At 64.1% G+C, this 12,094-nt stretch carries 13 protein-coding genes; 7 read left to right on the top strand and 6 right to left on the bottom strand.

Going from position 1 to position 12,094, the window contains the following annotated elements; translation table 11 throughout:
• Positions 1-90: 90 nt before the first annotated feature.
• Positions 91-513 carry a DUF1801 domain-containing protein gene (locus SJY18_RS07975; protein WP_396667172.1) on the bottom strand — a complete coding sequence of 141 codons (423 nt, stop codon included), beginning with the start codon at positions 511-513 and terminating at the stop codon, positions 91-93.
• A gap of 1 nt (position 514) precedes the next feature.
• Complete coding sequence (locus SJY18_RS07970) at positions 515-1,108, bottom strand: HhH-GPD-type base excision DNA repair protein (RefSeq protein WP_396667171.1); 594 nt, start codon at positions 1,106-1,108, stop codon at positions 515-517.
• A gap of 37 nt (positions 1,109-1,145) precedes the next feature.
• Between SJY18_RS07970 and SJY18_RS07965 the strand changes: the two genes are divergently transcribed.
• The 7 genes from SJY18_RS07965 to SJY18_RS07935 all read left to right on the top strand — a co-directional run bounded on the left by SJY18_RS07965 (position 1,146) and on the right by SJY18_RS07935 (position 6,536).
• Positions 1,146-2,624 carry a protoporphyrinogen/coproporphyrinogen oxidase gene (locus tag SJY18_RS07965; RefSeq protein WP_396667170.1) on the top strand — a complete coding sequence of 493 codons (1,479 nt, stop codon included), beginning with the start codon at positions 1,146-1,148 and terminating at the stop codon, positions 2,622-2,624.
• A gap of 100 nt (positions 2,625-2,724) precedes the next feature.
• A complete protein-coding gene (locus SJY18_RS07960; RefSeq protein WP_396667169.1) occupies positions 2,725-3,153 on the top strand; it encodes a hypothetical protein in 429 nt (142 codons plus the stop codon).
• 1 nt (position 3,154) lies between these two features.
• Positions 3,155-3,556: a phage holin family protein gene (locus tag SJY18_RS07955; protein WP_396667168.1), complete on the top strand. Its 402-nt coding sequence runs from the start codon at positions 3,155-3,157 to the stop codon at positions 3,554-3,556.
• Positions 3,546-3,824 (top strand): hypothetical protein, encoded by a 279-nt coding sequence (locus SJY18_RS07950; protein ID WP_337336524.1) that lies wholly within the window; start codon positions 3,546-3,548, stop codon positions 3,822-3,824. The genes SJY18_RS07955 and SJY18_RS07950 overlap by 11 nt, the downstream gene beginning before the upstream one ends.
• Before the next feature lie 183 nt (positions 3,825-4,007).
• On the top strand, positions 4,008-4,808 hold the full coding sequence (locus SJY18_RS07945; protein WP_337336523.1) for a uroporphyrinogen-III synthase: 801 nt from the start codon (positions 4,008-4,010) through the stop codon (positions 4,806-4,808).
• The gene (cofD, locus tag SJY18_RS07940) at positions 4,805-5,788 is read left to right on the top strand and encodes a 2-phospho-L-lactate transferase (RefSeq protein WP_396667167.1); all 984 of its coding nucleotides are present in this window, start codon (positions 4,805-4,807) and stop codon (positions 5,786-5,788) included. Before SJY18_RS07945 ends, cofD begins: the two co-directional genes overlap by 4 nt.
• Position 5,789: 1 nt before the next feature.
• On the top strand, positions 5,790-6,536 hold the full coding sequence (locus SJY18_RS07935) for a sulfite exporter TauE/SafE family protein (RefSeq protein ID WP_396667166.1): 747 nt from the start codon (positions 5,790-5,792) through the stop codon (positions 6,534-6,536).
• Here SJY18_RS07935 and cofC read toward each other — a convergent pair.
• From cofC to cofG, 4 genes are read right to left on the bottom strand one after another with little or no spacing between them, the layout of a single operon-like run.
• Positions 6,515-7,171 carry a 2-phospho-L-lactate guanylyltransferase gene (gene cofC / locus SJY18_RS07930; RefSeq protein WP_396667165.1) on the bottom strand — a complete coding sequence of 219 codons (657 nt, stop codon included), beginning with the start codon at positions 7,169-7,171 and terminating at the stop codon, positions 6,515-6,517. The genes SJY18_RS07935 and cofC overlap by 22 nt on opposite strands.
• Positions 7,168-8,187 carry a glucose-6-phosphate dehydrogenase (coenzyme-F420) gene (fgd, locus tag SJY18_RS07925; RefSeq protein WP_396667164.1) on the bottom strand — a complete coding sequence of 340 codons (1,020 nt, stop codon included), beginning with the start codon at positions 8,185-8,187 and terminating at the stop codon, positions 7,168-7,170. Before fgd ends, cofC begins: the two co-directional genes overlap by 4 nt.
• Complete coding sequence (locus tag SJY18_RS07920) at positions 8,184-9,671, bottom strand: flavin-containing monooxygenase (RefSeq protein ID WP_396667163.1); 1,488 nt, start codon at positions 9,669-9,671, stop codon at positions 8,184-8,186. Before SJY18_RS07920 ends, fgd begins: the two co-directional genes overlap by 4 nt.
• The gene (cofG, locus tag SJY18_RS07915) at positions 9,668-12,043 is read right to left on the bottom strand and encodes a 7,8-didemethyl-8-hydroxy-5-deazariboflavin synthase CofG (RefSeq protein ID WP_396667162.1); all 2,376 of its coding nucleotides are present in this window, start codon (positions 12,041-12,043) and stop codon (positions 9,668-9,670) included. The genes SJY18_RS07920 and cofG overlap by 4 nt, the downstream gene beginning before the upstream one ends.
• Between the last annotated feature and the right edge of the window lie 51 nt (positions 12,044-12,094).

The following is a 12,094-nucleotide window of genomic DNA, read 5'->3' as shown; positions in this document are numbered from 1 at the left end:
ACAAGCCAGACTCCTGTTTCCGGTCTCATCAGGCAATCAACCGACGCGAACCGGGCCGCGAAACGGCCATCGCGCATGATGGGCTCGTATCTAGCCCGTCACCTCGAGCGACTCGTATGAGGTGTTTCCACTCACCACGTGGTCGTACGCGCGCATGAGCATGCCGCGTAGAACGGATTCGTCGACTTTCTCAAGATCCTTCACGTAGAGACACGCGACGCTCGAGGTGTGCGGACCGAGGTCAGTCATTGTGGCAGCGTGTTGTTCGAGTGCGTCGAAATAGATCGTGGATGCGGTCTTGCGGGGCGCAAACGCAAGGATGGGCATATCGCCCTGGTTGCCGGTCGCGTAGCGGTAATGGCAACTTCCGAAGCCGATGATCGTGCCCCACAATTCGGGCTCGCGCCCGCTGATCTCGCTCATGAGCGCGACGAGAACCTCGGCGTCGCGGCGCCGAACTGCTGGCGTTACTTCTGCAATGAATGCCGCGACGCTGCCGCCTGTCTTGTCCACTTCAACCCTTTGCCGTCTTCGCCGCTGCCTTCATGGCCCGTTTATGCTCTCGCACCTTTGTCAGTGACTCTGCAGAGACGATATCGGCGACACTGCGAAAAGAGCCTTCCTCGCCATATGGAGTGGATGCTTCGCGCCATCCGGCGCCCTCATAGCCGTACTGCTTGCCAATCAACGCGAGAAAGATCTTTGCCTTCTGCTCGCCGAATCCGGGCAAGGCCTTCAACCGCTTGAGAACGGTGGCGCCATCGGGCGGTGAATCGGAGCCAGATGCCGGACGACTCCAGATAGCGGCGGCATCGCCGTTCCACTCTTCGGTGATGGCCGTGCACAGCGACTGCACACGCTGCGCCATCGACCCGGGAAAGCGGTGCACGGCGGGAGTCTTCTTGAATTGCTCCACGAAGGCTTGTGGCTCATATCCAGCAATGCTGGCGGCGTCGATCGACCCGATGCGCTGCGCGATCTTGAGCGGGCCAGCGAACGCAGTTTCCATCGCGATCTGCTGGTCGAGCAGCATGCCGATGAGCAACGCGAGCGGATCTTCGGTGAGGAGTCGATCTGCGGCATCGTCGCCTGTGATGTGAAGGCTCATGCGCTCTAGTCTTTCACTGCGGTGGGAGGATGGGCAGGTGGCAGATTCTGATGGTGCCTTCAACAACCTGGTTGCGCACGCGCACGACGCGCATTTCGTGATCGTCGGCGGCGGCATCGCAGGGCTGACTTTCGCCTACGAGTGCGCAAAAGTGGGCATCGCCGTAACGCTGTTCGAGAAAGACGACGAACTCGGCGGCACGATCGCGTCCGTCGAGCTTGATGGTGTGCGCATCGACACGGGCGCCACCTCGTGGCAAGCGAAGAGCCCCGCAATGAGTGCTCTGATCGCCGAGCTCGGGTTGCAAGATCGCGTTGTCACGCCCGCCAGAGACCAGGTGTGGATTGCTGACCCCGCTCGCGGGTGGGCAGCCCCGCTTCCCGCTGACACCGTGCTGGGCATTCCCGCGAACACGTGGGATGAGTCGGTGCGTCGCGTCATCGGCTGGGGCGGTACGTGGCGCGCGTACCTTGATCGGTTGCGGCCACCACTCACCATTGGGGTTTCACGAAATCTCGGTGCCCTCGTGCGCTCGCGCATGGGAGAGAAAGTACGGGATCGCCTTGTGGCGCCGCTGACATTCGGGCGCTTCGGCATCGCACCCGAAGACGTCGACGTCGATATCGCCGCTCCGGGTCTGAACACCGCGCTGACACGCACCGGTTCACTGGGTGGCGCCGTCTCAGACCTGCTGGTCGACCGCAATCGGGAAGCTTCGATTCACAGCCTTGACGGGGGAATGCCGCAACTCGTCGAGGCCCTGCGAGCACGGCTGGTTGAGCTCGGGGTCGTGATGCGCACGGGCGCGACGGTGACGGCTGTCGAACGCTCCCAAGACGCTCACTGGCAGGTGCATGTCGAAGCGGCCGAGGGTGACGTTCACGAATCGTCTGAAGTCGTGCACAACGCCACCGTCGTGGTGCTTGCGACTCCCGAGGCGATCAGCCGTGACCTGGCGGCGCAGGCGCTTGGCCGGCCGCTCGCGACCGCGCCGGCGAACGTGCACAGCCGCGAGATTGTGACCCTGGTTCTGGCTGCGCCAGCGCTCGATGCAGCAGCGCAGGGCACCGAGGTGTACGCGGTGCCCGGGTCGTCTCGAGCGTCGGGAATCGTGCACCAGACTGCACGCTGGCAGTGGCTCGAACGCGAGACCGACGCCGGGCGCCACGTGGTGAGTGTGGCGTTTGACACCGACGGAGATCCTGCAGGGGTGACCGACGCTGAGTTTCGCACGAGCGCGGTGGAGGCGGCATCAGCTCTATTGGGTGTCGCGCTCAATGAGGCGCACGTGCGCGGGATGCACCGTGCGCGTTTTGTGCTTGACCAACCGAAATCGACCCGTGATCACGCCGAGAGGCGCGCCGGTGTGCGGTCAGAGCTAGCCGAGGCGGGCGACCTCGTTGCGGTAGGCGCGTGGCTGTCGGGAAGCGGGCTCGCGCAGGTGGTCGCAGACGCCGTGAGTGAAGCGGATCGAATCCGAAGCGCGGTGTTGTGGGGTGAGGCCGGTGGTGACTAGTCGATGATCCGTTGTTCGCGCAACCCCGAATACCTGGATTGGCATATAGGGCTACTCTGGACACACCAATAGGCGCATCACCGAGCTTAAGGAGGCCCCCATGAGAGGCAAATCAGGACTCGTAGTCGGCCTGGCCGTCGGATATGTACTCGGCACACGTGCCGGGCGCGAGCGTTACGACCAGATCAAGACTCAGTGGAACAAGCTCTGGCAGCTCGACGTTGTTCAGGATCAGGTCACAAAGGCAACAGACTTCGCCAAGTCTTCGGCGATGGCGTTGCCGAGCACGCTGTGGGATTCGGCCGTCAAGGTGGCCAAGGCGGCGTCATCGAATGGCTCCGCTGGCTCGAAGATTGATGCCGTCATCAAGGCGAACAAAGATTCCGCCGCAGACGTCGCCCAGGCCGCTGAGACGACGGCCGCCGCGGTGAAAGATGCAGCGGAAGACGCAGCGGATGACGTCTCAGACGCTGCCGACGAAGTAAACGAAGCAGCCAAGAAGTCAACTCGCAAGCGCACCGGAGCCTGATATGCCCACGCCTCGTGGATACCGCGACCGCGCAGACGACAGTTTTCTGTCACTGCTCGGCGACCTGCCCGAACTGATTCGAAACCTGGTCATCGCCGAGGTCGATGCAGCGAAAACGTGGGCAACGCGAGCCGCGCAGGATGGCAAGTGGGGTGCGATCTGGGTATTTATCGCGCTGTTCTTCCTTTTCTGGTCGATCCCCGTCTTCGGCACTTATCTCATCGCCGGCCTGTCGTCGTGGTGGCCGGTGTGGCTGTCAGCTCTGACCATTTTCTTAGTGATGATCGTCGCCACCGTGGTGTTCGCACTGCTCGGGTTCATGCGATTCCGCAACATGGTCAAACGACAGAACCCCGTTCAGTCGATCACCAAAGACATCAAGGAGATGAGCGATGAGCTCTGACGCGCCACAGATCCTGCCGCGCACAGCGGTGCCCAATGGGCTGGTCGATCCCGTCGAGAAAGCCCGAGCTGAGCTCAAAGCGGCGCTGGCTGCGATCGAGATCAAGGGGAATGTTCCCCGCCGACTCGCGGACCGCCTCGACGAGGCGACACTGAAAATCAAGAAGGCTCAGCAACGCAATCCTGAACGCGCAATGGCGGTCGCTGTTGCCGGTGCGGTGACCGTAGGGGTCGCCGTGTGGGCCCTGGTGAACTCGATCACTCGCTGACGTATCAGCTCGATCACGTTGTCGGGCTTTTCTGAGATGAACCGTGCATTCACGGGGTATGCTCAGGAAAGGCAGTGCAATGGTGCGAAATGCTGCCGATAGTGCGCAATCCCGATTCAGATGCGCGCGTCGGCTGCTCGAACTTATCGTGGGCGGTCGACTGCACCACGAGAGTCAAACCCCATGAAACCAGTGACACAACCGATTCATACCAAGCCCCTGGCCGGCTGGCGCGTTCTCGTGCCTCGCGGTGGCCCGTGGGGCGACGGTGTTGCCGCGAACTTGCGCAAGCAGGGGGCTGTGCCCGTCATCGCTCCGCTGATCAACTTCGCTCCGGCTGACGATCAGGCAGCGCTCGAGAAATCACTTGCCGACCTTGCGGCCGGTCAGTTCGAGTGGCTCACGGTCACGAGTGCGACGACAGTTGACGTTCTCTACGCATATCGCGCGAAGATTCCCGCAACGACCAAGATCGCCGCGGTGGGCGAAACGACCGCGGCGGCGCTGATTGCGGTCGGTTACGACGTCACGTTGGTTCCCGCCGAAGACAACTCCGCCGCTGGCATGGCCGAGCAGATCCTGGCTCTTGAGACGGAGCCACGAGAGATCCTCACGCTGCGCAGTGAAATCGCAAAGCCGGTGCTCACTCGAATGCTCAAGGCAGCCGGGCACAACGTGCGAAGCGTCGTCGCCTACCGCACGGTCGGCGTGCCGGTGACTGATCGAATCGCCGAAGACGTGCGCTCGGGCAGAATCAACGCGATTCTGATTACGAGCGGGTCGGTAGCCACGCAGGTCTACGAGCAGTTTCCGCATGTTCCCGACTCAACCGTGATTGCCGCGATCGGGCCGCGCACTGCAAAGGATGCGCGCAAGGCAGGGCTGGGAGTCGACGTCATCGCGCAGACGCAGACCGTTGATGCGCTTATCGAAGCCGTAGGCAGATTTCCGCTTCCCCACGCGGCAGACGAATTCGCCCCGTGACCGCTCCAGCGCGAGTCGTTGTGCTCGCGGGCGGAGTAGGCGGCTCGAAGTTCGTGCTCGGTGTCAGAGACGCACTTCGTGCGCGTGGCATCGCAGACACAACCGCTGCGCTGACCGTCGTCGTCAACACCGGTGACGACCTGTGGCTGTCTGGTGTGCGCCTGCAACCTGACGTCGACTCGATCACCTATGCCCTCGCTGGAGTCAACAACTCTGAACAAGGCTGGGGTCGCGCGGGCGATACCGAAAGAGTGAACGAAGAGCTTCAACAATGGGGGGCTGGTTGGCCTTGGTTCACCCTGGGTGATCTCGACCTGGGCACCCACCTCGCTCGCACCGGGTGGCTGCGTGCGGGGCTCACCCCGACACAAGTGCTCGAACGGATGTCAGTGCGATGGCAGCTTGGCGCACGTCTGCTGCCCATGACTGACGCTGAGGTCGACACGATTGTCGAGCTGAACGATGCCAGCCGCATGCATTTTCAAGAGTGGTGGACGCGTCATCGAGCCGGGCTCGCCCCGGCACGCTTCGACAACCCCGGTATCGATCAGTCTGCACCAGCACCGGGAGTCGAAGCAGCGATCACCGAGGCCGACATTGTGCTGCTTGCTCCCTCAAACCCGGTGGTGTCGATAGGCCCCATTTTGGCTGTGCCCGGCATGAGCGAAGCGCTGCGTCAGACGTCAGCCGCGGTCGTCGGTGTCTCGCCGATCATCGGCGGTCGGGTGGTTCGCGGTATGGCCGACGTCTGCCTCGGCGCGATCGGCGTTCAAACGTCTGCCGCCGCTGTCGCCGCGCACTACGGATCTCGTGCTGACGGCGGTGTGCTGGACGCGTGGTTGATCGGTGAGGAAGACTCGGCCGAGAGCGCAGCCATCGACGACACCGGCATTCGTTCGGTCGTTGTGCCGCTTTGGATGAAGGATGCTGCGAGCTCCGCCGCGCTCGCTGAAGCGGCACTGTCGGCCGTGAGTATCTGACGTGCCCGAGCTGTCGAGCATCGCGTGGATTCTGCTGGCAGTTGCAGCGGTGACGGTGGGCGTCTCTAAGACCGCGGTTCCAGGAGCGAACACCATCTCCATTGCAATCTTCGCGGCAGTCTTGCCCGCGAAGGAGTCCACGGGCGCCCTGCTCATCTTGCTGATCGTGGCCGATGTCTTTGCGGTTCTGATGTATCGGCGTTCCGCGAATTGGGCGGCATTGCTTCGCCTTGCGCCCGCGGTGGGCGTGGGCCTGCTGCTCGGCGTGGGGTTCTTGTATCTCGCAAACGACCTGTGGGTGAAGCGAACCATCGGCATCATTCTGCTCGCGGTGATCGCCATCACGTTGCTGCGCCGGCGAATGCAGTCCACGGTCGCAGACGCGGCCCCTCACCGTGTTGCGGCTGCGACATATGGCACTCTCGGCGGCTTCACCACTACGGTCGCCGATGCTGGCGGTCCGGTGATGTCGATGTACTTCCTCGCGGCACGGTTTTCGGTGAAGGAGTTCCTGGGCACGGCCGCTTGGTTCTTTGCTCTGGTGAACCTCGCGAAACTGCCGTTTTCGATCAGTCTGGGGCTGGTAACACCCTCGGGACTGCTGCTTGACCTCGTGCTGGTGCCGTTGGTGGTTGTCGGAGCCCTAGGCGGCCGCTGGCTCGCCAGCCGACTGAACCAGCAGGTCTTCGAACGCCTGGTGATCGGTTTCACGATCGCGGGCGCGCTTTACTTGCTGTTGTCTCCCTGAACACTCCCCCGGGCCAGTACCGCCGCGGTGCGAGGCCCAAGTCCTAGGCGCTGCGCGAGGGCAAGATGCTCGGCCGTGTCGACATCGCGGCGAAGAGATGATTCGCCGGGCACATCGAGCGGGGCGTGGCGCATTGCAAGGTGCTTGGCGAATGAACCCTCACCAAAAGCTGTCTTCCACGTCGCCCCTGCTTGCATCGTCACCAGCGTCGAACCGGTGCCATCCGCATCCGCGACTACGCCTTTATCAGCGGATGCTGCGCTGTTGAGCGCTCGCTCTAGATCACGCGGTTGCAGCGCCGGTAGATCTGCGAGCAGCGCTGCCCGCAGCATCCCTTCGGGCACGGTTTGGATACCGAGATCGATCGCCTCATTGAGCCCGTCGGCATCGCCCTCGTCAACGAATCGCAGCCGCGGGATATCGGCAGCGTGTATGGCCAGGGTGGGGTCGTCGGTGACCACGACGATGCGCGTGACCACAGTGCAGGCGGCAACGGCCGCGATCGTATCGAGCGCGATCGCGCGAGCGAGCGCAACGCGGTCGGCGCCCGACACATCAAGGCGCGATTTGCCGTGCGTCGCAGCCTTCACCGGAATGACGACCGCCCACCCCTCGGGTGAGTGGTCGTGGGTCACGAGGCGAACCGGGCGCGCAATCTCGGCAGAATCTCAGCGCCGTACATGCGCAAGAACTCTTCTTGGTCGTGCCCAGGGTCGTGGAAGACGAGGTGACGGAATCCGAGGTCGACGTACTGGGCAATGCGCTCGACGTGCTCGTCGGGATCGGTCGAGACGATGAAGCGGGACGCGGCGCGTTCGACGGGCAATTCTGAGGCGAGCCGCTGCATCTCGATCGGGTCGTGCACGCCCATCTTCTCTTCTGGCGACAGGGCGAGCGGGGCCCAGAACCGCGTCTTCTCGAGCGCGGTGGCGTGATCGGGGTGGTATGACACCTTGACTTCCATCAGCGTGTCGATCGACCCAGCGTCGCGGTCAGCTTTCGAGAGACCGTCTTTGAGTGCGGGCAGAAGCGTCTCGGAGTAGAGGGCAGGGTCTTTGCCGCTGGTGGTGATGAACCCATCGGCGATACGACCCGCTAGGCGCGTAGCGGCCGGGCCCGCTGCGCCGATGTAGATCGGCACTTTGTTCTCAGGAGAAGGACGGTCGTAAACCGTGGCATCTTTCACCGAGTAGTACGTGCCGTCAAAGGTGACGCGCTCGTCGTCCCAAAGCTTCTCGATCAGTGTGATGGCCTCTTTCAGCCGCTGAAAGCGCTCTGGTGGCTCGGGCCACTCAAGCCCCAGCGTCACTTCGTTGAGCGCTTCGCCCGTGCCAACGCCGAGCACGATGCGACCCGGGTACATCACACCGAGAGTTGCGAAGGCCTGCGCGATGACGGCCGGGTGATAGCGGAACGTCGGGGTGAGCACCGAGGTGCCCAGCACCACTCGCGAGGTGCGCGCGCCGGCGGCGCCGAGCCAGGGGAGCGCGGCGGGCGCGTGGCCGCCGTCGTGCATCCACGGCTGAAAGTGGTCAGAGAGAAATACGGAGTCAAACCCCATCTCTTCCGCGAGAACGGTGAAGTCAACCAGCTCGCTCGGGCCGAACTGCTCGGCAGACGCTTTGTACCCGAAGCGCAGGGGAATGGTCATGATGGTCCCTTCTCTGTGCGCACATCGGCGCGTGTGTTTACATCGACGAACTCTGAGCCATCTGCGCGGGCGAGTCGCGCGCGGAACGCGTCGACCGTGCCGGGCCAAAGCAGCGTAAGCCGCCCTGAGCGTTCGTCAACGTACCAGTTGCGGCAGCCGCCGACCATCCAGGGGGTGGATGCTGCGGCCTCGGAGATCTCTTCGCTATAGGCCCGCTCGGCATCCGGATCGACTCGCAAGACCCCGGAACGAGAGCGCACCAGCCCGCGCACCGCGTAGGCGGCCTGCTCTTCGATCATGAGCACTGACGACGAGTGACCAAGAGCGGCGTTGGGGCCGTCGAGCACGAACATGTTGGGAAAACCTGCGACGACAGTCGACCCGAACGACGTCATGCCCATCGACCAGTGCTCGTCGAGGGTTTCGCCCTCTTCTCCCGTAACCAATTCCGCGTACGGCTGACTGGTCGTGGCGAAACCCGTAGCGAGCACCAGCGCGTCAGCCTCATATGACTCGCCGCTGGCTGAGACCAGAATGTTGCCGCGGATCGATGTGAGCGCGGACGCTTCGAGGGCGACCGCGTCTGAGGCGACGGCGGGATAGAACTCATCTGAGAGCAACACGCGTTTGCAGCCGAAGTCGTAGCCGGGGGTGAGCGCCTCCCGCAGTGCGGGGTCTGGCACCTGTGCTGCGAGGTGGGCCGTCGCAGTGGCCTGGGCGGCCGCGGCAGCTTCAGCATCCCCTGAGCGGGAGGCGAACCGGGCCTCGCCCTCGGCATACAGTTCCGCGCGCAGGCGAGCCAATTCTGCCGGACGAGATGCGAAGCGTGCGCGCTGATCGTCGGAGTAGGGTACCGCTCCGCGTGGCACGATCCACGCCGGCGAACGCTGAAACAGAGTGACGTGCGCCGCTGTGCGCGCGAGTTCTGGCACGAGTTGAATCGCGCTGGCTCCAGTGCCGACAACGGCGACGCGAAGGCCAGCGAGATCGGCGGAATGATCCCACCGTGAAGAGTGGAAGATCGGGCCCGCGAACGAGTCGAGGCCGTCGAGCTCGGGGATGGACGGCTCTGTCAGCCGACCGCAGGCTAGAACGAGGGCTCGCGCTGTGATTTCAGACGATTGAGTGGTGATGCGCCAAAGCTCTGCTTCAGCATCCCAGTTCGCCTGAAGCATGGCGGTGCGCAGGTGCAGACGCTCGCCGAGACCCTCGTTGAGGGCGACTGATTCGAGGTAGGCGCGAATCTCGCTGCCCTGAGCGTAAAGGCCCGACCAGTCGGGGTTGGGGTGGCTGGCGAAGCCGTAGAGATGCGCGGGCACGTCGCAGGCAACACCGGGGTAGGTGTTGTCACGCCAGGTGCCTCCGACCGAGGCGGCACGCTCGAGCATGACGAAATCGTCGATCCCCGCGCGTCGAAGCGCAATCGCCATGCCCAGCCCCGCGAAGCCAGCGCCGATGATCGCCACGTCGTGGGTGCGCGTCATCGCCCCACCTCGCGGTAGTCGGTGGTGCGTTGCCGGAACGGCCGAAACAGGCGCGCGGTCATCGCCCTCGCGTCGTGCACCGGAAGCTCTTGACCGCACTCGATGCCAGCTTCGGGCTTCACCCGGCCATCGAGCAATGTGCCGCCCAGATCGTCGCCACCCGAGCGCAACAAGACGGCAGCGATGTCGCGGCCCACTCGGGTCCATGGAATCTGAATATGGGGGATGCTGCCAGAGAGCATCAGACGAGATACGGCGACCATCGCTCGATGCTCGTCAACAGGCGCACGGCCCGTGACCAGAGAAACTCCCCCGGTGGGCCCGGGCAGAGGGATCGGCACGAACTCGTTGAAGCCTCTCGTAGCGCCTTGAATCTCACGAAGCCCGCGCAGGTGTTCGACGCGCTCGACCGCCGTTTCGACGTGGCCGTAGAACAGCACCGATGTCGATTGGAATCCGGCGCGGTGTGCAGCGGTGATTCCTTCGATCCACCGGTCGATCTCGAGGTCGCCGGGTGCCACCAGAGCACGCACGCGCTCGCTCATGACCTTCACCCCGGTGCCCGGGACCGTGTTGACCCCGGCATCCCTCAGCGCGGCGAGCGCACCGTCAAGACCCAGACCCCCGCGGTCAGCCAGGTCGAAGACGTCTTGGGGGCGATAGGCGTGCAGATGAACTTCGGGGGCCGCGTGTCGCAGCGATCGCACGAGAGCGAGGTAGTCGGCAGGGTCACTTTCGGCCGGCAGCAGACCCTGCACGCAGATTTCGGTGGCGCCGAGTTGCACGGCATCGAGGGCGATTGCTGCGGCGTCGTCAAGAGTGAAGGTTGCCGGGTCGTTCGACGCCACCGCGCGCAGTCCGCTCGAGGTGAGGTTGCGGTTGACCACGAGGCTCACCGCCTCACCCACGGTGTAGCGACGTACATCATCGGCGGTGGCCGTCAGCGCATCAAGGTCGGAGCCGGTGGCGCAAAGCAGCGTCTGCCACTCGGTGTTGTCAAGGGTCAGCGGCTCTGACGCCGCGGCCTCGGCGAGTTGGCGCACCGAGTTGCCTGACCGGGCCCGTCTCGGCTCTTGCGGCGCGGTCGCCCGAACTCCCTGCTGGGCCGCCGGGTTTTGCGCAAGCCCGGTTCGAGGATCAGCCAGCGCCGCCACCGGCTCGCGCATGGCCGGGTCGAGCCAGGTGTCGCCTTCTCGAATGAACTCGGGGTGAGCGGTCAAGCGTTCATGCAGCGCGAACCCCAACTCGGCCGTGCGCGCCGCGAGATCGTCAAGGTGCGGCCACGGGCGCTCGGGATTGACGTGATCCGCTGTGAGCGGCGACACCCCGCCCCAATCGTCAGCCCCCGCCCGCACGAGCAGGTCGAATTCCGCCGTGTCAGAGAGGTTGGGCGGCACTTGGATGCGCATGTTCGGCCCCATCACGACGCGCGCTGTCGCCACGGCAGCGACGTACTCAACAAGCGCTGCATCGGGTGCAGCCTGCATGGCGGTGCGGGGTTTGGCGCGGAAGTTCTGCACGATCACTTCTTGCACGTGGCCCTGGCGACTCCCATCGTCACGAGTGACCATATGAGCCTCGTGTGCATCGCGGATCGCAATCAACGACTCCGCCCGATCGTGCAGCGTCTCGCCGATGCCGACAAGGATGCCGGTGGTGAACGGAACCCGCTCGCGCCCCGCGTCTGCGATGACCGCCAACCGCACGGCCGGGTCTTTATCCGGAGAGCCGTAATGCACCTGCCCCGGCTCCTCGAAGAGGCGGCGCGAGGTGGTCTCGAGCATCATGCCCATCGATGGCGCGGTGGAACGCAGCTTCTTGATCTCGTCCGCGGTCATCACGCCCGGATTCAGGTGCGCGAGCATTCCGGTTTCGGCAGTGATCAGGCGAGCGATGTGACCGACGTAGTCGATGGTCGAGGCGAAACCGTGTTCGTCGAGCCAGGCACGCGCCTCAGGCCAGCGGTCTTCTGGACGATCGCCGAGCGTGAGGAGTGCTTCTTTGCAGCCGAGGGCCTGCCCCTGCCGCACAACGGCGAGAACCTGTTCCGAAGACATGAACGCTGGTTTGCTCTTCTTCAGCAGTTGGCCCGGCGTGTCGACGAAGACACAGTAGTGGCAGCGGTCACGGCACAGAGTGGTGAGCGGAACGAAGACCTTGCGTGAATAGGTGATCACTGCGGCTCTGCCCGCGTCGCGCAGCCCCTGGTCGCGAAGTGAGCTCGCGAGCTCGAGCAGCGCGTCAAGGCTGTCGCCAGTAGCGGCGAGGAGAAGTTCAGTCTCGGCGGTGCTCAGGCGCTCGCCGTTGCGCGCGCGTTTGATCGCGTTATGGAACGACGCGGGTAGCGCCTGCGGTGGTTCGAGCAGGGTCACCGAACCAGTCTTGCACCGCCTGAGGCCATCGGGTTCGCACGATCGTTGTCT

Source organism: Microbacterium sp. R86528, from assembly GCF_044596335.1.
In the GTDB taxonomy this organism is placed as follows: Bacteria; Actinomycetota; Actinomycetes; order Actinomycetales; family Microbacteriaceae; genus Microbacterium; species Microbacterium marmarense.
The sequence above is the reverse complement of the archived record's forward strand: the minus strand, read 5'-3'. Positions and strand labels throughout refer to the sequence as shown.